This window comes from Enterobacter sp. B79-1 (genome assembly GCF_057444735.1).
In genome coordinates, this window is sequence record NZ_JBYAZJ010000002.1 from 419745 (window position 1) to 442989 (window position 23245).

General features: G+C 55.7%; 23 protein-coding genes. 13 read left to right on the top strand and 10 right to left on the bottom strand.

Annotated features, from left to right (window positions below; all coding sequences use genetic code 11):
* Positions 1-4 precede the first annotated feature (4 nt).
* Entirely contained in the window at positions 5-1144 is a 1140-nt protein-coding gene (gene bglB / locus AC2T6E_RS09790) for a beta-galactosidase BglB (protein ID WP_126816354.1), read from the top strand.
* 75 nt (positions 1145-1219) lie between these two features.
* On the opposite strand, the gene argS is transcribed toward bglB, so the two are convergent.
* Positions 1220-2953 carry an arginine--tRNA ligase gene (gene argS / locus AC2T6E_RS09795; RefSeq protein WP_010432547.1) on the bottom strand — a complete coding sequence of 578 codons (1734 nt, stop codon included), beginning with the start codon at positions 2951-2953 and terminating at the stop codon, positions 1220-1222.
* A gap of 239 nt (positions 2954-3192) precedes the next feature.
* Between argS and AC2T6E_RS09800 the strand changes: the two genes are divergently transcribed.
* Complete coding sequence (locus AC2T6E_RS09800) at positions 3193-3753, top strand: VOC family protein (RefSeq protein ID WP_108417578.1); 561 nt, start codon at positions 3193-3195, stop codon at positions 3751-3753.
* Between the two features lie 78 nt (positions 3754-3831).
* Complete coding sequence (cutC, locus tag AC2T6E_RS09805; RefSeq protein WP_182400790.1) at positions 3832-4575, top strand: copper homeostasis protein CutC; 744 nt, start codon at positions 3832-3834, stop codon at positions 4573-4575.
* 175 nt (positions 4576-4750) lie between these two features.
* Here cutC and cmoB read toward each other — a convergent pair whose 3' ends face one another.
* Genes cmoB through AC2T6E_RS09830 form a run of 5 tightly spaced genes read right to left on the bottom strand, consistent with a single transcriptional unit; the run spans position 4751 to position 8332 of the window.
* Entirely contained in the window at positions 4751-5722 is a 972-nt protein-coding gene (gene cmoB / locus AC2T6E_RS09810; RefSeq protein WP_108417580.1) for a tRNA 5-methoxyuridine(34)/uridine 5-oxyacetic acid(34) synthase CmoB, read from the bottom strand.
* Complete coding sequence (gene cmoA, locus AC2T6E_RS09815; RefSeq protein WP_010432559.1) at positions 5719-6462, bottom strand: carboxy-S-adenosyl-L-methionine synthase CmoA; 744 nt, start codon at positions 6460-6462, stop codon at positions 5719-5721. Before cmoA ends, cmoB begins: the two co-directional genes overlap by 4 nt.
* Before the next feature lie 40 nt (positions 6463-6502).
* Positions 6503-6898: an MAPEG family protein gene (locus AC2T6E_RS09820; RefSeq protein ID WP_010432562.1), complete on the bottom strand. Its 396-nt coding sequence runs from the start codon at positions 6896-6898 to the stop codon at positions 6503-6505.
* Between the two features lie 52 nt (positions 6899-6950).
* Complete coding sequence (locus tag AC2T6E_RS09825; RefSeq protein ID WP_089598187.1) at positions 6951-7769, bottom strand: DUF72 domain-containing protein; 819 nt, start codon at positions 7767-7769, stop codon at positions 6951-6953.
* Positions 7766-8332 carry a hydrolase gene (locus AC2T6E_RS09830; protein ID WP_100166021.1) on the bottom strand — a complete coding sequence of 189 codons (567 nt, stop codon included), beginning with the start codon at positions 8330-8332 and terminating at the stop codon, positions 7766-7768. Before AC2T6E_RS09830 ends, AC2T6E_RS09825 begins: the two co-directional genes overlap by 4 nt.
* 264 nt (positions 8333-8596) lie before the next feature.
* Between AC2T6E_RS09830 and aspS the strand changes: the two genes are divergently transcribed.
* From aspS to ruvB, 6 genes are all read left to right on the top strand, one after another.
* A complete protein-coding gene (gene aspS / locus AC2T6E_RS09835) occupies positions 8597-10369 on the top strand; it encodes an aspartate--tRNA ligase (RefSeq protein WP_010432570.1) in 1773 nt (590 codons plus the stop codon).
* A gap of 1 nt (position 10370) precedes the next feature.
* Positions 10371-10814 (top strand): dihydroneopterin triphosphate diphosphatase, encoded by a 444-nt coding sequence (gene nudB / locus AC2T6E_RS09840; protein WP_120157991.1) that lies wholly within the window; start codon positions 10371-10373, stop codon positions 10812-10814.
* Between the two features lie 27 nt (positions 10815-10841).
* Entirely contained in the window at positions 10842-11582 is a 741-nt protein-coding gene (locus AC2T6E_RS09845) for a YebC/PmpR family DNA-binding transcriptional regulator (RefSeq protein ID WP_010432574.1), read from the top strand.
* 34 nt (positions 11583-11616) lie between these two features.
* Positions 11617-12138, top strand: coding sequence for a crossover junction endodeoxyribonuclease RuvC (gene ruvC / locus AC2T6E_RS09850; protein WP_003859749.1), 522 nt, complete (start codon positions 11617-11619; stop codon positions 12136-12138).
* An 81-nt stretch (positions 12139-12219) separates the two neighbouring features.
* Positions 12220-12834 carry a Holliday junction branch migration protein RuvA gene (gene ruvA / locus AC2T6E_RS09855; RefSeq protein ID WP_010432577.1) on the top strand — a complete coding sequence of 205 codons (615 nt, stop codon included), beginning with the start codon at positions 12220-12222 and terminating at the stop codon, positions 12832-12834.
* Positions 12835-12842: 8 nt separating this feature from the next.
* On the top strand, positions 12843-13853 hold the full coding sequence (gene ruvB / locus AC2T6E_RS09860) for a Holliday junction branch migration DNA helicase RuvB (RefSeq protein WP_010432579.1): 1011 nt from the start codon (positions 12843-12845) through the stop codon (positions 13851-13853).
* 84 nt (positions 13854-13937) lie between these two features.
* Here ruvB and znuB read toward each other — a convergent pair whose 3' ends face one another.
* Together znuB and znuC are read right to left on the bottom strand one after the other, a co-directional pair.
* Complete coding sequence (gene znuB / locus AC2T6E_RS09865) at positions 13938-14723, bottom strand: zinc ABC transporter permease subunit ZnuB (protein WP_108417582.1); 786 nt, start codon at positions 14721-14723, stop codon at positions 13938-13940.
* Entirely contained in the window at positions 14720-15475 is a 756-nt protein-coding gene (znuC, locus tag AC2T6E_RS09870; protein WP_089598190.1) for a zinc ABC transporter ATP-binding protein ZnuC, read from the bottom strand. The genes znuB and znuC overlap by 4 nt, the downstream gene beginning before the upstream one ends.
* A 77-nt stretch (positions 15476-15552) precedes the next feature.
* On the opposite strand from znuC, the gene znuA reads away from it, so the two are divergent.
* The 3 genes from znuA to lpxM all read left to right on the top strand — a co-directional run bounded on the left by znuA (position 15553) and on the right by lpxM (position 18923).
* On the top strand, positions 15553-16497 hold the full coding sequence (znuA, locus tag AC2T6E_RS09875) for a zinc ABC transporter substrate-binding protein ZnuA (RefSeq protein WP_348572897.1): 945 nt from the start codon (positions 15553-15555) through the stop codon (positions 16495-16497).
* Positions 16498-16512: 15 nt separating this feature from the next.
* Positions 16513-17832, top strand: coding sequence for a murein DD-endopeptidase MepM (gene mepM / locus AC2T6E_RS09880; protein WP_010432589.1), 1320 nt, complete (start codon positions 16513-16515; stop codon positions 17830-17832).
* 119 nt (positions 17833-17951) lie between these two features.
* Positions 17952-18923 (top strand): lauroyl-Kdo(2)-lipid IV(A) myristoyltransferase, encoded by a 972-nt coding sequence (lpxM, locus tag AC2T6E_RS09885; RefSeq protein WP_089598192.1) that lies wholly within the window; start codon positions 17952-17954, stop codon positions 18921-18923.
* Positions 18924-18976: 53 nt separating this feature from the next.
* Here the strand turns inward: lpxM and pyk are convergent, their stop codons facing one another.
* Positions 18977-20419, bottom strand: coding sequence for a pyruvate kinase (gene pyk, locus AC2T6E_RS09890; RefSeq protein WP_010432595.1), 1443 nt, complete (start codon positions 20417-20419; stop codon positions 18977-18979).
* Positions 20420-20533: 114 nt separating this feature from the next.
* Complete coding sequence (locus AC2T6E_RS09895; RefSeq protein WP_010432597.1) at positions 20534-21403, bottom strand: MurR/RpiR family transcriptional regulator; 870 nt, start codon at positions 21401-21403, stop codon at positions 20534-20536.
* A 357-nt stretch (positions 21404-21760) separates the two neighbouring features.
* Here AC2T6E_RS09895 and zwf point away from each other — a divergent pair, with 357 nt between their 5' ends.
* Positions 21761-23236 carry a glucose-6-phosphate dehydrogenase gene (gene zwf / locus AC2T6E_RS09900; protein WP_089598193.1) on the top strand — a complete coding sequence of 492 codons (1476 nt, stop codon included), beginning with the start codon at positions 21761-21763 and terminating at the stop codon, positions 23234-23236.
* Positions 23237-23245: the final 9 nt, after the last annotated feature.

The following is a 23245-nucleotide window of genomic DNA, read 5'->3' on the forward strand; positions in this document are numbered from 1 at the left end:
GATGATGAAAGTTTGGCCTGTCAAACATAGCCCGTTACTGCGTCAACCCGAGCGCTTTATCGCCCGGGACGAGCTGAAGTCGCTGATTCAAAAGGTGACGCATAACTTGGTCAATATCCACGACAAAACGGGGCAATTTTTGCTGCGGCTGGACGACGGGCGCGTAATCGACACCAAAGGCTGGGCCGGATGGGAATGGACGCACGGCGTCGGCCTGTATGGGATCTGGCAGTACTACTGCCAGACCGGCGATGAAGGTATGCGTGAGATTATCGACGGCTGGTTTGCCGACCGTTTTGCGGAAGGCGCAACCACCAAAAACGTCAATACCATGTCGCCGTTCCTGACGCTGGCCTATCGCTACGAAGAGACGAAAAACCCGGCCTGGCTGCCGTGGCTGGAAAGCTGGGCGGAATGGGCGATGAATGAGATGCCGCGCACCGAACACGGTGGCATGCAGCACATCACCCTCGCGGAAGAGAACCATCAGCAGATGTGGGACGACACGCTGATGATGACGGTCCTGCCGCTGGCGAAAATCGGCAAGCTGCTCAATAAGCCGGAGTACGTTGAAGAGGCGGTCTATCAGTTCCTGCTGCACGTGCAAAACCTGATGGATCGGGAGACCGGCCTGTGGTTCCACGGCTGGAGCTACGACGGCAACCATAACTTCGCCAATGCCCGCTGGGCACGCGGCAACAGCTGGCTCACTATCGTGATCCCGGACTTCCTCGAGCTGGTGGATCTGCCGGAAAACAACGCCGTGCGCCGCTATCTGGTGCAGGTGCTGAACGCGCAGGTTGCGGCGCTGGCGAAATGTCAGGATGAGAGTGGGCTGTGGCATACGCTGCTCGACGATCCGAATTCGTATCTTGAAGCATCGGCTACCGCCGGGTTTGCTTACGGCATTCTGAAGGCGGTGCGCAAGCGTTACGTTGGCGCGGAGTATGCCGAAGTGGCAGAAAAAGCGATTCGCGGTATCGTGAAAAATATCTCGCCGGAAGGGGAACTGCTGCAAACGTCATTCGGTACGGGGATGGGAAGCGATCTGGAGTTTTATCGCCAGATCCCGCTGACGTCGATGCCGTACGGACAGGCGATGGCGATACTGTGTCTGACGGAGTATTTGCGGAAATACTTCTGAACCTGTGGATATCCCCGGTGGCGCTGCGCTTACCGGGGCTACAAAACAAAACCCGGCTTGCGCCGGGTTTTGTTTTTACATACGTTCTACGGTTTCGATACCCAGGGTATCCAGACCCAGCTTCAGGGTCTTCGCCGTCAGCTGCGCCAGCTTCAGGCGGCTGTTGCGAACCGCTTCGCTTTCTGCCGACAGGATAGGGCAGTGCTCGTAGAAGCCGGAGAACAGACCCGCCAGATCGTACAGGTAAGCACACATCACGTGCGGCGTACCGTCACGCGCCACAACCGTCAACGTCTCTTCAAACTGCAGCAGACGCGCTGCCAGCTGCGCTTCGCGATCTTCGGTAATATTCACCGTGGCGTTCGCCAGCACGCTTTCGTCGATATTGGCTTTACGGAACACGGAGAGCACGCGGGTGTAGGCATACTGCATGTACGGTGCCGTGTTGCCCTCAAATGCCAGCATGTTATCCCAGTCGAAGATATAGTCGGTGGTACGGTTCTTGGACAGATCCGCGTATTTCACCGCGCCGATACCGACAGCGTTAGCCAGTTTTTCCAGCTCGTCGGCAGGCATGTCCGGGTTTTTCTCCGCGACCAGGCGACGGGCGCGTTCCAGCGCTTCGTCCAGCAGGTCGGAGAGCTTAACGGTGCCGCCCGCGCGGGTTTTGAACGGCTTACCGTCTTTACCCAGCATCATGCCGAACATGTGGTGTTCCAGCGGTACTGAATCCGGCACGTAACCGGCTTTACGCACGATGGTCCATGCCTGCATCAGGTGCTGGTGCTGGCGGGAGTCGATGTAATACAGCACGCGGTCAGCATGCAGGGTTTCGTAACGGTATTTCGCACAGGCGATATCGGTGGTGGTGTAAAGATAGCCGCCATCCTTTTTCTGGATGATGACGCCCATCGGTTCGCCTTCCTTGTTTTTGTACTCATCAAGGAATACCACCGTTGCACCTTCGCTCTCTACCGCCAGACCTTTGGCTTTCAGGTCTGCCACAATGCCAGGCAGCATTGGGTTGTAGAGGCTTTCACCCATCACGTCGTCGCGGGTCAGGGTGACGTTCAGGCGGTTATAGGTCAGCTGGTTCTGGGACATGGTGATGTCAACCAGCTTGCGCCACATCTCGAGGAAGTATGTGTCGCCGCCCTGCAGTTTTACTACGTAGCTGCGCGCGCGCTCGGCAAAGGCTTCGTCTTCGTCGTAGTGTTTTTTGGCTTCACGGTAGAACCCTTCCAGGTCCGCCAGTGCCATCTCGCCTGCGTTTTCCTGCTGCTGTTTTTCCAGGTAAGCAATCAGCATACCGAACTGGGTTCCCCAGTCGCCCACGTGGTTCGCGCGGATCACTTTATGGCCGAGGAATTCATTGGTACGCACAGAGGCGTCGCCGATAATGGTGGAGCGCAAGTGGCCGACGTGCATCTCTTTCGCCACGTTTGGCGCGGAGTAGTCGATCACGATGGTCTGCGCCTTCGGCTGGGAAACGCCCAGACGGTCTGATTTCAGCGCCGCGTCAACGTGGCTTGCCAGGAAAGCGGGCTCGAGGAAGATGTTGATAAAGCCCGGACCGGCGATTTCAGTCTTGCTGGCAATCCCGGTGAGATCCAGATGCGTCAGTACCTGCTCAGCGAGCTGTCGCGGCGGCATGCCCAGTTTTTTAGCCACTGCCATCACGCCGTTAGCCTGATAGTCGCCAAACTGTACTTTTGCTGACTGACGAACCTGCGGTTCGCAATCCGCAGGCGCACCTGCGGCAATCAGTGCCTGACTGACTTTTTCTGAGAGAAGAGCCTGAATATTCACCTGGATACCTTACGTTTTTGGTGCGGGGGAACAACGACCCGCGCCCGTTAAAGAATTTAGGGCGGGAGTATACTGCAAATGCCCTCTGGCGTCAGCATTGCGGGGGCTGAAGATAGTACAGAATCCAGGCTAAGAAGGTGTGCATAATCATGCAGTCGTAAAAACCCCTATTCTGCGGTTGGTCGAAAGGGGGGAACAGAGTAAATTAGCGGCTTTGCGACATGATAAGAGACTGACGTATGGCGAACTGGCAAACCATTGACGAACTGCATGATATTTCCGCAGATTTACCGCGCTTCACTCAGGCGTTCACAGAACTTGCCACCCGCCTGGGTCTGGATATCGCACCGCTTGAGGCCGATCACATCTCTCTGCGCTGTCATCAGAATGCGACAGCCGAGCGCTGGCGTCGCGGTTTCGAGGAGTGCGGTGAACTGCTTTCTGAGAATATCATTAACGGTCGCCCAATCTGCCTGTTCAAATTGCATGAACCGGTGCGTGTCGCGCACTGGCAATTCACCGTTATCGAACTGCCGTGGCCGGGCGAAAAACGCTATCCGCATGAAGGCTGGGAGCACATCGAAATTGTCCTGCCGGGTGAGCCGGAAACGCTGAACGCCCGCGCGCTGGCGCTGTTATCCGACGAGGGCTTAAGCCAGCCGGGTATCTATGTGAAAACGAGTTCACCAAAAGGTGAGCGCGAGCGTTTACCCAATCCCACGCTTGCCGTTACTGACGGACAGGTCACGGTGAAGTTTCATCCGTGGACGATCGAACAGATCGTTGCCAGTGAAGCCTAAGAGTTGTGAGTTCAGGCCGGGACCGAAAAGGGATGGCGTGGCATGATGGTTCGTTGAGTGGAAATTAAGGAGGATTAAATGGCGCTGCTGGAGATTTGTTGTTACAGCGTGGAGTGTGCCGTGACCGCGCAGGAGCAGGGTGCGGATCGCATTGAACTGTGCGCGGCACCGAAAGAGGGCGGGCTGACGCCCTCCTGCGGCGTGTTGAAGTCTGCCCGTCAGGCCGTCACGATTCCCGTACACCCGATTATTCGTCCGCGCGGCGGTGATTTTTGTTACACGGCGGGCGAGTTCAGTGCCATGCTTGATGATATCGCGCTCGTTCGGGAACTGGGGTTCCCGGGGCTGGTTACCGGTCTGCTGGATGAAGACGGCAATATTGATATACCGCGCATGCGTCAGGTCATGAGCGCCGCGCAGGGGCTGGCCGTCACTTTTCATCGTGCATTTGATATGTGTAAATATCCGCTTCAGGCCTTTGAAACGCTTGGAGAACTTGGCGTGGCGCGCATTCTGACATCGGGTCAGCAGTCGTCAGCTGAAAAAGGACTGCAATTAATTACGGAACTAAAAGCACATTCCGGTGTTCCAATAATCATGGCGGGCGCAGGAGTACGCGCCAGCAATCTGAAACTGTTTTTAGACGCAGGGGTAGAAGAGCTTCACAGCTCGGCAGGTCAATGGATACCGTCACCCATGCGTTATCGCAATACAGGGTTGTCTATGTCGACGGATGCTGAAGCGGATGAGTACTCACGCTACGGTGTAGATGGAGAGTCGGTTGCGGTAATGAAATCGTTGATTGAACGTCATCACGTGTAGCAACGTACCGATTTTTACCGCGCATCATGTCGCCCAATATGATGCTTGCTTGTACCAGGCCCCTGCAATTTCAACAGGGGCCTTTTTTTCTCCTGCGCCCGGTGGCGCTTCGCTTACCGGGCCTACAAAATCGGGAGTAGGCCGGGTAAGGCGTAGCCGCCACCCGGCTAAAGGGTTACGGCTTGGTCGCAATCAACACTGCACGCATCGGGGCCGGGTAGCCTTCAATGGTTTTGCTGTGGTCGGCCGGGTCGAGGAACTGCTCCAGCGATTCGGTGATCATCCAGTCGGTGCGGCGCTGTTCTTCGAGAGAGGTCACGCTGACATCCGCAATCCGCACATCCACAAACCCGCATTTTTCCAGCCAGTTCTTCAGCGCCAGCGCGGAAGGGATGAAATAGACGTTGCGCATCTGGGCGTAGCGATCGCCCGGCACCAGAACGGCATGTTCATCGCCTTCAATCACCAGCGTTTCCAGCACCAGTTCGCCGCCGCTGACCAGCTGATCTTTCAGTTGCCAGAGATGTTCAAGCGGGGAACGACGGTGGTACAGCACGCCCATGGAGAAGACGGTATCAAAGGCTTTCAGGGCAGGGAGTTGCTCAATGCCCAGCGGCAGCAGGTGCGCGCGCTGGTCGTTGCCCAGCAGTTTACGCACCGCTTCAAACTGGCACAGGAACAGCTGCATCGGGTCGATACCGACGGCCAGATGGGCACCTGCGCCAATCATGCGCCACATGTGGTAACCGCTGCCGCAGCCCACGTCCAGAATGGTGCGCCCGCTCAGGTCTGAAAGATGTGGCAGAACGCGATCCCATTTCCAGTCTGAGCGCCATTCGGTATTAATGTCCACACCGTACAGCGAGAACGGCCCTTTGCGCCACGGCATCAGGTTACGCATCAGGGTCTCGATGCGGTTTATCTGCCCGGCAGGGAGCGGCTCTTTACTTTCCGCCGTCACGCTGTGCAGCAGATCCAGACGGTGCGGCGTCAGTTCCGGCAGAAATTCCACCGCGTTGGACCACTGCTTAAGCAGCCCATGCTGCTGGTCGCGCTGCCAGGTGGCGATCTGCGCAGGCAGGGTTTCCAGCCAGTGGGAGAGGTGATTTTTTGCAATCAGCTGATAGAAGTTGCCGAACTCAATCATGCTGCATCCTCAGCTTTCAGCGCCACCAGAGAGCCAAAGTTAAAGCACTGGAACCACAGTTCACTGTGCTCAAATCCCGCTTTGCGCAGGCGCGCCTTGTGGGTTTCAACGGAGTCCGTCAGCATCACGTTTTCGAGCATGCTGCGCTTCTGGCTGATCTCCAGCTCGCTGTAGCCGTTCGCACGCTTGAAATCGTGGTGCATGTTGAACAGCAGTTCGCCTACGTTAGCGTCTTCAAAGCTAAACTTCTCTGAGAGCACCAGCGCGCCGCCGGGATTCAGACCTTTATAAATTTTGTCCAGCAGCAGCTGGCGGTCTTCAGGCACCAGGAACTGCAGGGTAAAATTCAGTACCACCATCGACGCGTTTTTGATCTCGATATCACGAATATCGCCTTCCACCACCTCGACAGGGGTGGGTGCTTTATAGGCGTCAATGTGGCGTCGACAGCGTTCGACCATGGCCGGAGAGTTATCGACGGCAATGATTTTGCAGTCATCCTGACGTACGTTACGACGGATCGACAGCGTTGCCGCGCCGAGCGAACAGCCCAGATCATAGACCTGCGTGCCGGGTTGAACGAAACGTTCAGCCAGCATGCCGATCATAGAAATAATATTGGAGTAACCGGGAACAGAGCGCTGGATCATATCCGGGAAGACTTCGGCTACCCGTTCATCAAAGGTCCAGTCGCCCAGGCTGGCGATAGGCGCGGAAAAAAGCGTGTCGCGATCTGACATAACGTAAAAATCCGGGAAAAATAAAGGGGCGTATTGTGCGCTAACGGAAGGAGAAAACCAACTCCCACGGCATATACCAAAGGTTAGCCAGCACCATCAGCACAAGCGAACACCAGGTCGCGCTCATGCCGGAACGACGCCAGCGAAATACGCGGTGGTGGTAGCCATAATAATGCATTAACCGACCCGCAATCAGGAGCAGGCCGCAGACGTGCACCATCCAGGTTTCTGCCCCGTTCATTTCCATAAACAGCAGCAGGATCAGTGCGACGGGAATGTATTCAACCGCGTTACCGTGAATGCGAATGGCGCTCTGCAGTTCGGAAAAACCACCGTCACCGTAGGAGACGCGGTATTGCATTCTCAGGCGCACAACATCAAATGAAAACTTAATCAGCAGTAATGCACCTAACACCGCATACAGCGCGCTGACCATACAAACTCCCTGTTATTTGGCAGATGGCACCTCTCTATGATAAGTGCCTTCCTCAAAAAAGAGAAGATTGTTGTGGAATAGAAGGGGCGCTGCCGACGGACGGAACCGCGGCCTGCAAGGCCTGCCAGAGAGCATCGACCAGTTCGGGAGCCTGGGCAATGTCGGGAGTGTGCAGGAAAAGATAGGGCGTGGTCGTTTGCTCCCATTTCGCTAACGTTTGCAGCCAGACGGCGAACATATCCTGATTTTGCTGCATGTTATCGCTGCCGATGAACCTGACCATTGGATTTTGCGCGGTCACGATGGCATGCACCGGAACTTTTGGCTTCTTGCGCTGGGCATCCACAATAGCCTCATTATGAGGAATTGCGCTGTGTACCGGGCGGCTATCGAGGATCACCCGGTTAATGGAACGTTCAAGAAGACCGCGATTGAGCGCGCGTTCGGCCTCACCTTTCGCAAAGAAGTCCTGGTGTCGGACTTCTACGCCGTAGGTGAATTCGCGGGGCAGAACATCCAGGAACTGCCACAGCGCGGGCAAATCGCGTGGGCCAAAGGTTGCGGGAAGCTGGAGCCAGTATTGGCCGATTCGGTTGGCCAGCGGGGACATGCGCGTAAAGAACTCTTCGGTTAAGTCACCGCAGTTACGCAGCGCGGCGTTGTGGGAGATAGTCGCCGGAAATTTAAAGCAGAAGCGAAACGCGTCCGTGGTTTGTTCCCGCCAGCGCTCAACAATCTCTGCTTTGGGGAGCGCGTACAGCGTGGTATTACCCTCGACACAGTTGAAGTGGCGGGCATACTCTTCAAGACTGGTGATGCCCAGACGCACCCATTTCGGGTGCGACCACTGGGGCAGGCCCACGTATATCATAAGGCGCTTAAAATCTCGCTTGTGCTGCGTACGCGACCGATGCGCGGGAAGATGTGGGTCATGCTGCCCTGATGCTGCTCCGCAGATGCCGCGCTGCAGGCATCTTCGGCGATCACCAGATTAAAGCCCAGCTCCCAGGCATTGCGGGCCGTTGATTCCACGCCGATGTTGGTGGAGATCCCGCACAGGATGATGGTGTCGATCCCGCGACGGCGCAGCTGCAGCTCCAGATCGGTGCCGTAGAACGCGCCCCACTGGCGTTTGGTGACTTCGATATCGCTGTCGCGTTTGCCGAGCGAGAGAGGATATGTCCACCAGTTGTCCGGCAATGCGTGCGCGGCAGCCTGTGCATCGACCGGCTGTTTCAACGCTTCGGCGAAATCCGCTGACCAGCCGACGCGCACCATGATAACAGGCGCACCGCTGGCGCGGCATTTTTCCGCGAGACGGGCCGCACGGCTGACCACATCGTCAGCGGTATGTGGGCCACCGGCAAAGGGGAGGATCCCTTCCTGTAAATCAATCACCACAAGTGCAGTTTTGGTGGCATCAAGTGTCAACATAGTAACTCCAGTTAAATGAATAGCTTCGGCTACACCTTACGACGTGATTGCCTGTTATCGGTCGGATAATTTTGTTAATTTTTGTGAGAATACGCAATAAGAGTGCAGCAAACGAGCGTCAGGCCGCGCTTCTCTCTTATCGTCCGGCGGAATTTCCAGTATAATAGCCGCCTTTTTTCATCCAGTTGTGACATACAGAAAGCTGCGACATCGTGGCCTGCAAGACAGGCGACAATCAGCCTGCGGCTAATTAAGGGATATCTCATGCGTACAGAATATTGCGGGCAGCTGCGTCAGTCCCACGTCGGGCAGCAGGTTACCCTGTGTGGTTGGGTCAACCGTCGTCGTGATCTTGGTAGCCTTATCTTCATCGATATGCGCGACCGCGAAGGTATCGTTCAGGTGTTCTTCGATCCGGATCGTGCAGAGGCGTTGAAGCTGGCTTCTGAACTGCGTAATGAGTTCTGCATTCAGGTCACCGGCACCGTGCGTGCGCGTGACGAGAAAAACGTTAACGCAGACATGGCGACCGGTGCGATTGAAGTCCTGGCGTCTGACCTCGTTATCATCAACCGTGCTGAAGCGCTGCCGCTGGATTCAAACCACGTCAACACTGAAGAAGCGCGTCTTAAGTATCGTTACCTGGATCTGCGTCGCCCGGAGATGGCTCAGCGCCTGAAAACCCGTGCGAAAATCACCAGCCTGGTGCGTCGTTTTATGGATGACCACGGTTTCCTCGATATCGAAACCCCGATGCTGACCAAAGCCACGCCGGAAGGCGCGCGCGATTATCTGGTTCCGTCCCGCGTTCATAAAGGCAAATTCTACGCGCTGCCACAGTCTCCTCAGCTGTTCAAACAGCTGCTGATGATGTCCGGTTTCGACCGTTACTACCAGATCGTAAAATGCTTCCGCGACGAAGACCTGCGCGCTGACCGCCAGCCAGAATTTACCCAGATCGACGTCGAAACGTCCTTCATGACCGCTGAGCAGGTGCGTGAAGTGATGGAAGCGCTGGTGCGCGGCCTGTGGAACGACGTGAAAGGCGTTGAGCTGGGTGACTTCCCAATCATGACCTTCGCCGAAGCCGAGCGCCGTTACGGTTCTGATAAACCAGACCTGCGTAACCCGATGGAGCTGGTGGACGTGGCAGACCTGGTGAAAGCCGTTGAGTTTGCGGTATTTGCTGGCCCGGCTAACGATCCGAAAGGTCGCGTCGCGGCCCTGCGCGTTCCGGGCGGTGCGGCCCTGAGCCGTAAGCAGATCGACGACTACGGTAACTTCATTAAGATCTACGGTGCGAAAGGTCTGGCCTATATTAAAGTGACCGAACGTGCAAAAGGTCTGGAAGGTATCACCAGCCCGGTAGCGAAATTCCTGAACGCAGACATCGTGGAAGCGATCCTTGAGCGCACAGGCGCGCAGGACGGTGACATGATCTTCTTCGGCGCAGACAATAAGAAAGTCGTGGCGGATGCGATGGGCGCGCTGCGTCTGAAGCTCGGCAAAGACCTGAGCCTGACCGACGAAAACAAATGGGCGCCGCTGTGGGTTATCGACTTCCCAATGTTTGAAGACGACGGTGAAGGCGGTCTGACCGCAATGCACCACCCGTTCACCTCGCCAAAAGACATGAGTGCGGCAGAGCTGAAAGCGGCGCCGGAAGACGCGGTCGCGAACGCTTACGATATGGTTATCAACGGCTACGAAGTAGGCGGCGGTTCCGTGCGTATTCACAGCGGTGAAATGCAGCAGACCGTGTTTGGCATTCTCGGCATTAACGAGCAAGAGCAGCGCGAGAAATTCGGCTTCCTGCTGGACGCCCTGAAATACGGCACGCCTCCACACGCGGGTCTGGCATTTGGTCTTGACCGTCTGACCATGCTGCTGACCGGCACCGATAACATCCGTGATGTTATTGCCTTCCCGAAAACCACTGCTGCCGCGTGTCTGATGACCGAAGCGCCAAGCTTTGCCAACCCGGCCTCTCTGGCTGAGCTGGGCATTGAAGTGGTGAAGAAGGAAGAGAAAAACTGATATGGCATATAAGCTTCCCGTTTCTGTCCTGGTGGTCATTTATGCAGAAGACACGAAGCGGGTGCTGATGTTGCAGCGGCGCGACGATCCTGATTTCTGGCAGTCGGTTACCGGCAGTCTGGAAGAGGGGGAGACCGCGCAGCAGGCCGCCGCGCGTGAAGTAAAGGAAGAGGTCGCCATTGATGTTGCTCGCGAGCAACTGACCCTGAAGGACTGTCAGCGCACGGTGGAGTTTGAAATTTTTAGCCATTTACGTCATCGCTATGCGCCGGGTATCGAACGCAATACGGAATCGTGGTTCTGTCTTGCGCTTCCCCACGAACGGGAGATCGTGTTCACTGAACACCTGACCTACCGCTGGGTGAATGCGGCGGATGCCGCCGCACTCACCAAGTCGTGGAGCAACCGGCAGGCGATTGAAGAATTTGTAATTAACGCAGCCTGAGAAGGCGCGATTTTTGGAGAACTTTTTATGGCAGGTCATAGTAAGTGGGCCAACACCAAACACCGCAAAGCGGCACAGGATGCCAAGCGCGGTAAGATCTTTACCAAAATCATTCGCGAGCTGGTGACTGCAGCGCGTCTGGGCGGCGGCGATGCGGGTTCTAACCCACGTCTGCGCGCGGCTATCGATAAAGCGCTGTCGAACAACATGACGCGTGACACCCTGAACCGTGCTATCGCACGTGGCGTGGGCGGTGATGAAGACGCGAACATGGAAACCATCATTTATGAAGGTTACGGTCCTGGCGGTACAGCGGTAATGGTTGAATGTCTGTCTGACAACCGTAACCGTACCGTTGCGGAAGTGCGCCATGCGTTCACCAAAACCGGTGGTAACCTGGGCACTGACGGTTCCGTGGCTTACCTGTTCAGCAAAAAAGGCGTCATCTCCTTCGAGAAAGGCGACGAAGATGCGATCATGGAAGCGGCGCTGGAAGCCGGTGCGGAAGACGTTGTGACTTTCGATGATGGTGCTATCGACGTTTACACCGCGTGGGAAGAGATGGGTGCGGTGCGCGACGCGCTGGAAGCGGCTGGCCTGAAAGCGGACAACGCTGAAGTCTCCATGATCCCGTCCACCAAAGCGGATATGGATGCAGAGACTGCGCCAAAACTGCTGCGTCTTATCGACATGCTCGAAGACTGCGACGACGTGCAGGAAGTGTATCACAACGGTGAAATCTCTGATGAGGTTGCAGCGACTCTCTAATGAGAGCGTATAAATCCGTTACAGGAGACGCGTGATGTCGATTATTCTCGGGATTGACCCAGGCTCACGCGTCACCGGTTATGGCGTTATCCGTCAGGTTGGACGCCAGCTAACCTACCTGGGCAGTGGCTGTATTCGCACCAAAGTTGACGACCTGCCGTCGCGTCTGAAGCTCATTTATGCGGGCGTGTCGGAGATCATCACCCAGTTTCAGCCGGACTATTTCGCCATTGAGCAGGTCTTTATGGCGAAAAACGCTGATTCGGCGCTAAAGCTCGGTCAGGCGCGCGGCGTTGCCATCGTCGCTGCCGTGAACCAGGATTTGCCGGTATTCGAATACGCGGCAAGACAGGTTAAGCAGACGGTGGTGGGCATCGGTAGCGCGGAGAAAAGCCAGGTGCAGCATATGGTGCGTACCTTGCTGAAGCTTCCCGCGAACCCGCAGGCCGACGCCGCCGATGCGCTGGCGATTGCGATTACCCACTGTCACGTCAGCCAGAACGCGATGCAGATGAGCGAGTCGCGGCTTAATCTGGCACGAGGCAGGTTACGATAATAAGAAATCAGGCTGGATAAACATCCAGCCTTTTTTTATTATGTCGCCAGTCAACATTTTTCCAGAACGCAGGAGCGTCACGTGATAGGCAGACTCAGAGGCATCATCATTGAAAAACAACCCCCGTTAGTGCTGCTGGAAGTGGGTGGCGTGGGCTATGAAGTCCATATGCCGATGACCTGCTTCTACGAGCTGCCGGACGCGGGCAAAGAAGCGATTGTCTTTACCCAGTTCGTGGTGCGTGAAGATGCCCAGCTGCTGTACGGCTTCAATAACAAGCAGGAACGCACTTTGTTCCGCGAGCTGATTAAAACCAACGGCGTCGGGCCGAAGCTGGCGCTGGCGATTTTATCCGGCATGTCCGCTCCACAGTTTGTGAATGCCGTTGAGCGCGAAGATCCTGCTGCGTTGATTAAACTGCCGGGTATCGGCAAGAAAACCGCCGAGCGTCTGATTGTCGAAATGAAAGACCGCTTTAAAGGTCTGCACGGCGATCTGTTTACCCCGGCGGCTGACCTGGTGCTGACGTCCCCGGGCGCGCCTGCGTCGGATGACGATGCGGAACAGGAAGCGGTTGCTGCGCTGGTGGCGCTGGGCTATAAACCTCAGGAGGCCAGCCGTATGGTGAGTAAAATTGCCAAACCGGATGCCAGCAGTGAAACCCTGATTCGTGAAGCGCTGCGCGCTGCATTGTGAGGTAAAGGATGATTGAAGCAGACCGCCTGGTATCGGCAGGCACAATTCAGGCAGATGACGTGGTGGATCGCGCGATCCGCCCAAAGCTGCTTGATGAGTATATCGGCCAGCCGCAGGTTCGTTCCCAGATGGAGATCTTCATCCAGGCGGCAAAACTTCGCGGCGATGCGCTCGATCACCTGCTGATTTTTGGCCCCCCGGGTTTGGGGAAAACGACCCTGGCGAATATCGTCGCCAATGAAATGGGCGTGAATCTGCGCACCACCTCCGGTCCGGTGCTGGAGAAAGCGGGCGATCTGGCGGCAATGCTCACCAACCTTGAGCCGCACGACGTGCTGTTTATCGATGAAATCCACCGTCTGTCGCCGGTGGTGGAGGAAGTGCTCTATCCGGCGATGGAAGATTACCAGCTGGATATCATGATCGGTGAAGGCCCGGCCGCGCGCTCCATTAAAATCGATCTGCCGCCGTTTACCCTGATTGGCGCCACGACGCGCGCCGGGTCGTTAACTTCTCCGTTGCGCGACCGTTTCGGCATCGTGCAGCGCCTGGAGTTTTACCAGGTGCCCGATCTCCAGCATATTGTTGGCCGTAGCGCTCGCTATATGGGTCTGGAGATGAGCGAAGAGGGCGCGTTTGAAGTGGCGAAGCGTTCCCGCGGTACGCCGCGTATCGCAAACCGCCTGCTGCGCCGCGTGCGTGACTTTGCCGAAGTGAAGCATGATGGCACGATTTCGGCAGAGATCGCCGCCCAGGCGCTGGATATGCTGAACGTCGATGCGGAAGGCTTCGATTACATGGACCGTAAGCTACTGCTGGCGGTACTGGATAAGTTCTTTGGCGGCCCGGTCGGGCTGGATAACCTGGCGGCGGCAATCGGAGAAGAGCGAGAGACGATTGAGGATGTGCTGGAGCCGTATCTGATCCAGCAGGGCTTCCTGCAGCGTACGCCGCGTGGACGTATGGCAACGGTGCGGGCGTGGAATCATTTTGGAATCACTCCGCCCGCAATGCCATAAAAAATGCCGGGTGGCGGCTACGCCTTACCCGGCCTACGGAGCGGTTTTGTAGGCCCGGTAAGCGAAGCGCCACCGGGCAAAATATCAAACCGCGGCTTTCTTCATCATACTGAAAATAAACAGCGCCGCCGCACACAGCACCACTGACGGCCCCGCTGGCGTGTCATAGAACGCCGAGAAGGTTAGCCCACCCGTTACCGCAATCATCCCGATGATGACGGCCACACCGGCCATCTGCTCAGGCGTACGGGCGAAACGACGCGCGGTTGCCGCAGGGATGATCAGCAGTGACGTGATAATCAGCGCACCGACGAACTTCATCGCCACGCCGATGGTTAATGCCGTCACCAGCATCAGCAGCAGCTTCACGCGCTGCAGCTTCACACCGTCGACAAACGCCAGGTCCGGGCTGACGGTCATCGCCAGCAAATTCCGCCACTGCCAGAGCAGAATAGCGAGCACCACCACCACGCCGATGGCGATAGAGATGAGGTCTTCCGGCGTCACGGCCAGCAGGTCGCCAAACAGGTATGCCATCAGGTCAACGCGGATATTCGACATCAGACTGACGACGACCAGGCCGAGAGAGAGGGCGCTATGCGCCATAATGCCAAGCAACGTGTCTATCGCAAGATGAGGGCGTTTCTCCAGCCAGACCAGACCGGCCGCCAGCAGCAGCGTCACCACAATCACCGCGTAGAAGGGATTCACGTCCAGTAGCAGGCCAAAAGCCACCCCTAACAGAGAAGCATGGGCCAGCGTATCGCCGAAATAGGACATTCTGCGCCACACCACAAACGAGCCCAGCGGGCCCGCGGCACAGGCAAGCATAATCCCGGCCAGCCAGCCGGGCAGTAACAGTTCAATCATGAGTGTCCGTTTCCCCGGCGCAGGACAATTCGTCCCTGTAAATCATGGCGGTGGTTATGATGATGGCGGTAAATTCCCAGCTGTTCTGCACCACGCGGGCCGAACATTGAGATGAACTCCGGGTGCATCGAGACCACTTCCGGCGTGCCGGAGCAGCAGATGTGATGATTCAGACACAGCACTTCGTCAGTTTTCGCCATCACCAGATGCAGATCGTGAGAAACCATCAACACCGCGCAATCAAGCTCACGACGTAGCTGGTCGATCAAATCATAAAGCGCAACCTGACCGTTTACGTCCACGCCCTGGGTGGGTTCATCCAGCACCAGCAGCTGCGGGCTGCTCAGCAGTGCACGGGCAAGCAACACGCGCTGGGTTTCACCGCCAGAAAGCTTTTGTAACGGGGCGTCGACAAGATGACCTGCCTGCACGCGTTTCAGTGCGGGGAGGATATCGGCCTTGCGGGTACCCGGGCGCAGACGCAGAAAGCGACTGACCGTCAGCGGCAGCGTGGCGTCCAGGTGTAATTTTTGCGGTACATAGCCGATACGCAGTTTATCTTCACGTTTGATAACACCTTCATCGGGGGCTACCAAACCCAGTACCACGCGCACGAGCGTAGATTTGCCTGCGCCATTAGGGCCAAGCAGCGTCAGAATTTTGCCGGGTTTTAGATCCAGTGACACGTCAGAAAGGACGCGGCGCTGACCGAATGATACCGACACATTTTCAAGAGAAACCAAAGTCGTCATGTCAATTTAAGCTTGCAGAAGTCAACGAATGTTATAATATCACATTCCACGCATTCATTACGATGATTAGTCGCATTATGTTACATAAAAATACGCTTCTTTTCGCAGCATTATCCGCTGCGCTTTGGGGGACAACAGCACAAGATGTTAACGCCGCCGTTGTCGCTTCGCTTAAACCGCTTGGATTCATTGCCGCCGCCATTGCTGATGGGGTGACTGAGACCGAGGTTCTGCTCCCGGATGGTGCATCCGAGCATGATTATGCTCTGCGTCCGTCTGATGTAAAGCGCTTACAAAACGCGGACTTAGTTGTCTGGATTGGACCAGACATGGAAGCGTTCATGCAGAAGTCGGCGAAACAGGTACCCGATGCAAAACAGGTCACTATTGCTGAACTTTCTGGCGTAACGCCGTTGCTCATGAAAGGGGCAGATGACGACGGTGACGAACACGACCACGATCATGCTCACGACGAAAAAGGTGACGAGCATCACCATCACGGCGAGTACAATATGCATCTCTGGCTCTCCCCAGAGATAGCGCGGCTCTCGGCGGTTGCAATCCATGACAAATTAGTGGAACTTATGCCGCAAAGTCGAGTCAAACTCGACGCCAACCTGAAAGCGTTTGAAGCTCAATTAGCTGCAACCGACAAGCAGGTGGGTACCGAGCTCGCACCGCTAAAAGGAAAAGGGTATTTCGTTTTTCATGACGCCTATGGCTATTACGAAAAACACTACGGCCTGACCCCACTGGGGCACTTTACCGTTAACCCTGAAATTCAGCCTGGTGCGCAGCGTTTACATGAGATCAGAACACAGTTGGTTGAGCAAAAAGCGACGTGCGTTTTTGCTGAGCCACAGTTCAGGCCAGCGGTCGTAGAAGCCGTGGCCAGGGGAACATCCGTGCGCATGGGAACCCTTGACCCGCTAGGTACGAACATCCAGTTGAGCAAAGCGAGCTATTCGCAGTTCCTCAGCCAACTGGGGAATCAGTATGCGAGCTGCCTGAAAGGAGATTAACGAGGAAGTGAATACGTGCAACAGATAGCCCGCTCTGTCGCCCTGGCATTTAACAATCTGCCTCGACCCCACCGCGTTATGCTGGGGTCGCTTACAGTTCTCACCTTAGCGGTCGCCGTCTGGCGGCCCTATGTTTACCACCCGAGTTCTGCCCCTATCATTAAAACCATCGAGCTTGAGAAAAGTGAGATCCGTTCGCTGTTGCCTGAGGCCAGTGAACCTATCGACCAGGCTGCTCAGGAAGATGAAGCTATCCCGCAGGATGAACTGGACGATAAAATCTCCAATGAAGCGGGGATCCATGAATATGTCGTGTCAACCGGTGATACGCTAAGCAGCGTGCTGAACCAGTACGGTATCGACATGGGGAATATCAGCCAGCTCGCGGCCTCAGACAAAGATCTCCGTAATCTGAAAATTGGTCAACAGCTCTCCTGGACCTTAACCGCAGATGGCGATTTACAACGTCTGACCTGGGAGATGTCCCGCCGCGAAACCCGCACCTACGATCGCACTGCAAACGGTTTCAAAATGACCAGCGAAATGCAGCAGGGCGACTGGGTTAACAGCGTGATGAACGGTACCGTCGGGGCGAGCTTTGTTTCCAGCGCGCGCGATGCCGGGCTGACCAGCGCTGAAATCAGTTCGGTGATCAAAGCCATGCAGTGGCAGATGGATTTCCGCAAGCTGAAAAAAGGCGACGAATTCTCCGTGCTGATGTCCCGCGAAATGCTGGACGGCAAGCGTGAGCAGAGCCAGCTGGTGGGCGTTCGTTTACGTTCTGATGGCAAAGATTATTACGCGATCCGTGCCGAAGACGGTAAGTTCTACGACCGTAGCGGTACGGGGCTTGCGAAGGGCTTCCTGCGCTTCCCAACGGCTAAACAGTTCCGTGTTTCCTCTAACTTCAACCCGCGCCGTCTTAACCCTGTCACCGGACGCGTTGCGCCGCACCGTGGTGTAGACTTCGCGATGCCACAAGGTACGCCAGTGCTGTCGGTTGGCGATGGCGAAGTGGTCATGGCAAAACGCAGCGGCGCGGCAGGGTATTACGTGGCTATCCGTCACGGTCGTACTTATACCACTCGCTATATGCACCTGCGTAAGCTGCTGGTTAAACCTGGCCAGAAAGTGAAGCGTGGCGACCGCATTGCGCTCTCGGGTAACACCGGACGTTCAACCGGCCCGCATCTCCACTATGAAGTGTGGATCAACCAGCAGGCCGTGAATCCGCTGACGGCGAAATTGCCGCGTACCGAAGGTCTGACGGGTAAAGATCGTACCGATTACCTGGCACAGGTCAAAGAGGTGATGCCACAGCTGCGCTTTGATTAAGCCCTCTGTTTGTTAATGAAGCCGGCGTATGTATGCGCCGGCTTTTTCTTTTGTACGCAAGCGACTGCCTCGCTACACTATCTGAATATATTTTTGCGTCACCAGACCCTGGAACCAGCATGGAAACCAAAAAAAACAATATTGAATACATTCCTGAGTTTGAAAAATCTTTTCGCCATCCGCGCAACTGGGGCGCCTGGCTTGGGGTTTATGCCTTTGCTGGCATAGCGATGCTGCCTGCTTCGGTGCGCGATCCCGTTCTGGGTAAAATTGGCCGTCTGGCCGGACGTTTAGGCAAGAGCGCCCGCCGCCGCGCGCAGATCAATCTTTACTACTGTTTTCCTGAAAAAAGCGAGGCCGAGCGCGAAGCTATCATCGATGAGATGTACACCACCGCGCCGCAGGCAATGGCGATGATGGCCGAACTGGCGCTGAAAGGGCCGGAGAAGATCGTCGACCGCGTTGACTGGAAAGGGCTGGAAATCATCGACGAAATGCGTCGCAACGACGAAAAGGTTATTTTCCTCGTGCCTCACGGCTGGGGCGTTGATATTCCGGCGATGCTGATGGCTTCTCAGGGTCAGAAAATGGCGGCGATGTTCCATAACCAGGGTAACAAGATCTATGATTTTGTCTGGAACACAGTGCGTCGTCGCTTTGGTGGACGTTTGCATGCGCGAAACGATGGCATCAAGCCGTTTATTCAGTCTGTTCGTCAGGGCTACTGGGGATACTATCTGCCGGATCAGGACCACGGCCCGGAGCACAGCGAATTTGTCGATTTCTTTGCGACGTACAAAGCCACGCTGCCTGCGATTGGTCGCCTGATGAAGGTTTGCCGAGCTCGCGTGATCCCCCTGTTCCCGGTCTATGATGGTAAAACGCATCGCCTGAGCATTGAGGTGCGGCCGCCGATGGATGACCTGTTGACCGCAGACGATCGCACTATCGCGCGGCGTATGAATGAAGAGGTGGAAATTCTGGTGGGGCCGCATGCCGAACAGTACACGTGGATACTGAAGCTGCTGAAGACGCGTAAGCCGGGTGAAACAGAGCCGTACAAGCGCAAAGAGCTTTTCCCGAGGAAATAAAAAACCTTCCCCATCTCCTATCCCTCTCCCCTTAGGGGAGAGGGGAGCGGATCTTACTCTACGGTCAGTACGCGAGTGGTATTGGTTGAGCCGATGGTGCTCATCACATCACCCTGCGTCACGATGACGATATCACCGGACACCAGGTAGCCTTTGTCGCGCAGCAGGTTCACGGCATCGTGCGCGGCGGCGACGCCGTCATTGGTGCTGTCGAAGTGAACCGGGGTCACGCCGCGGTACAGCGCCGTCAGGTTCAGCGTACGTTCGTGACGGGACATGGCGAAGATCGGCAGGCCGGAGCTGATACGCGAGGTCATCAGCGCGGTGCGGCCAGATTCGGTCATGGTGATGATGGCAGTCACCCCTTTCAGGTGGTTGGCTGCGTACATCGCAGACATCGCAATCGCTTCTTCCACGTTGTCGAACTGAATGTCCAGACGGTGTTTAGAGACGTTAATGCTTGGGATCTTCTCTGCACCCAGGCACACGCGCGCCATGGCGGCCACGGTTTCTGCCGGATACTGGCCCGCAGCGGTTTCCGCAGACAGCATTACCGCATCGGTACCGTCCAGCACGGCGTTAGCCACGTCCATCACTTCCGCACGGGTTGGCATTGGGTTAGTGATCATGGATTCCATCATCTGGGTGGCGGTGATCACCGCGCGGTTCAGCTGGCGCGCGCGACGGATCAGTGCTTTCTGGATGCCGACCAGTTCCGGGTCGCCAATTTCTACACCCAGATCGCCACGGGCAACCATCACCACGTCAGATGCCAGAATCACGTCGTCCATCGCGTCCTGATCGCACACGGCTTCAGCACGCTCCACTTTGGCAACGATCTTCGCGTCGCATCCTGCATCACGCGCCAGACGACGGGCATAGTTCAGGTCTTCGCCGCAGCGTGGGAAGGAGACGGCAAGGTAATCGACGCCAATTTGCGCCGCAGTTACGATATCCGCTTTGTCTTTGTCGGTCAGCGCTTCTGCAGACAGGCCGCCGCCTAGTTTGTTGATACCTTTATTGTTCGAGAGCGGGCCACCGACGGTCACTTCGGTGAACACTTTCATGCCCTGAACTTCGAGGACTTTCAGCTGTACGCGTCCATCATCGAGCAGCAGGATGTCGCCAGGCACAACGTCAGCAGGCAGACCCTTATAGTCGATACCCACTTTCTCTTTGTCGCCTTCGCCTTTGCTCAGGTTAGCATCCAGCAGGAATTTATCGCCGATATTGAGGAAGACTTTGCCTTCTTTAAAGGTCGATACGCGGATTTTTGGACCCTGAAGGTCACCGAGAATGGCAACATGGCGGCCCAGTTTAGCCGCGATTTCACGTACTTTATCGGCACGTAATTTATGGTCTTCTGGCGTACCGTGAGAGAAGTTCATACGCACCACGTTGGCACCCGCGGCGATAATCTTTTCAAGATTATTATCGCGATCGGTAGCCGGGCCTAATGTAGTTACGATCTTGGTTCTGCGAAGCCTTCTGGACATGTAATACTCCGTTGACTGAAACAACTTTGGTGTTGCGTGAACATTAAATCGGCCTTCATCTGCCGCAAGGCAGCAAAGAGGGGACCGAATGCCGTAAGTCGTACATCTTAGTTATTAGGGAACATCGCTCTTTATAAGCAATTCTTTATCAAAACGCGATTCCTTGAGCGCTTCCTTGACACGCTTCAAGTTATCTCTGAATTTTGCACCCCTGCGCAAGGTAAAACCGGTCGCCAGCACGTCAATCACCGTTAGCTGCGCCAGACGTGACACCATAGGCATATACATGTCGGTGTCTTCCGGCACGTCCAGAGTGATGGCGAGCGTTGCTTCCCGCGCCAGCGGCGTGCCTGCGGTCGTCAGGGCAATCACCATGGCATCGTTTTCACGTGCCAGTTGAGCCAGCTCAACCTGGCTCTTGGTGCGCCCGGTGTGCGAGATAAGTACCACGACATCATCTTCGCTACAATTCATACAGCTCATGCGTTGCAGCACAATGTCATCGGTATAAATTACCGGTACGTTAAAGCGGAAGAACTTGTTCATGGCATCATGCGCCACGGCAGCCGACGAGCCAAGACCGAAGAAGGCAATGCGTTTGGCCTGCGTCAGTAAATCGACCGCGCGATTGACCGAGCCCATGTCCAGCGACTGACGTACGTGGTCCAGCGTCGCCATGGCGGATTCAAATATTTTCGCTGTGTATGCATCAACGCTGTCGTCTTCATCCACATTGCGATTAACATACGGGGTGCCGTTTGCCAGACTTTGCGCAAGATGCAGTTTAAAATCAGGAAAGCCGCGCGTTTCCAGACTGCGGCAGAATCGATTAACCGTCGGTTCGCTGACGCCCGACTCCTGCGCCAGAGCGGCGATGCTTGAATGAATCGCCTGAGCCGGAGAGGCAAGAATAACTTCGGCCACTTTTCGCTCGGATTTGCTAAGGTGTTCCAGTTGAAACTGGATTTTTTCCAGCATGTTCATTGTTAACAGGGCGCTCGTGGGGGTGGAAACGATTTCATTAATAGATGAAATCGAGATTCGATTTAGCCGATATTACCCCTGTGTTTTACTAAAGGGTAACAGTCGACAAGAAATGTTGTTGTTTTTTTTCATTACTTGATCGATGTCGGATTTTGCTGGGACCCTGTTGCGCAAAGAATCGACGTTTGTTGCGTCATTGCGCCATCGCTAACGTCTGAAGGGCGGAAAATCGCGGTATCGCACGCGACGTTAAGCGCTAATGGTTTCAGGAATGACGTAAAAGCAGTACAGTGCATTGTAATAAAATTACAACGATACCTGGCAGAAGCACCAGGTGATCTAACTGAGGAGAATGACATGGCGGTAACGCAAACAGCCCAGGCATGTGACCTGGTCATTTTCGGCGCGAAAGGCGATTTAGCACGCCGAAAATTGCTGCCTTCCCTGTATCAACTGGAGAAAGCGGGTCAAATTCATCCGGATACCCGTATCCTGGGTGTTGGGCGCGCCGACTGGGACAAGGACGCTTATACAAAAGTGGTGCGCGAAGCGCTCGAAACTTTCATGAAAGAGAAAATTGATGAAAGTTTGTGGGACACGCTGAGCGGACGCCTTGATTTCTGCAATCTGGACGTCAACGACGTAAGCGCCTTTACCCGTCTGGGCGAGATGCTGGATCAAAAAAATCGCGTCACCATTAACTATTTTGCGATGCCGCCAAGCACCTTCGGCGCGATCTGCAAAGGTCTGGGCGAAGCGAAGCTGAACGCTAAACCGGCACGTGTCGTGATGGAAAAACCGCTGGGTACCTCGCTGGCAACGTCGCGGGAAATCAACGACCAGGTGGGCGAGTTCTTTGAAGAGTGCCAGGTCTACCGTATCGACCACTATCTCGGAAAAGAGACGGTACTGAACCTGCTGGCGCTGCGTTTTGCGAACTCCCTGTTTGTGAATAACTGGGACAACCGCACCATCGACCACGTGGAAATCACCGTGGCGGAAGAGGTGGGGATTGAAGGTCGCTGGGGTTACTTTGACCAGGCTGGTCAGATGCGCGACATGATCCAGAACCACCTGCTGCAAATTCTGTGCATGATTGCCATGTCTCCACCGTCTGACCTGACGGCCGACAGCATTCGTGACGCCAAAGTGAAAGTGCTGAAATCACTGCGCCGCATCGACCGCTCCAACGTGCGTGAGAAGACCGTCCGCGGCCAGTACACCGCCGGGTTTGCTCAGGGTAAAAAAGTGCCTGGCTATCTGGAAGAAGAGGGCGCGAACAAGTCCAGCAACACCGAGACCTTCGTGGCGATCCGCGTGGATATCGACGACTGGCGCTGGGCGGGGGTTCCGTTCTACCTGCGTACCGGGAAACGTCTGCCTGCTAAATGTTCCGAAGTGGTGGTTTACTTTAAAAACCCAGAGCTGAACCTGTTCAAAGAGTCCTGGCAGGAGCTGCCGCAGAACAAACTGACCATCCGTCTGCAGCCGGACGAGGGTGTGGATATCCAGATCCTGAACAAAGTGCCGGGTCTGGATCACAAACATAACCTGCAGACCACCAAGCTGGATCTGAGCTACTCCGAAACCTTCAACCAGACGCACCTGGCTGATGCTTACGAGCGTCTGCTGCTGGAAACCATGCGCGGTATCCAGGCGTTGTTCGTGCGTCGCGACGAAGTGGAAGAGGCGTGGAAATGGGTCGACTCCATTACCGAAGCCTGGGCAGCCGATCAGGATGCGCCAAAACCGTATCAGGCAGGAACATGGGGACCGGTCGCATCGGTTGCGATGATCACCCGTGACGGTCGCTCCTGGAACGAGTTTGAGTAACGGTCACCT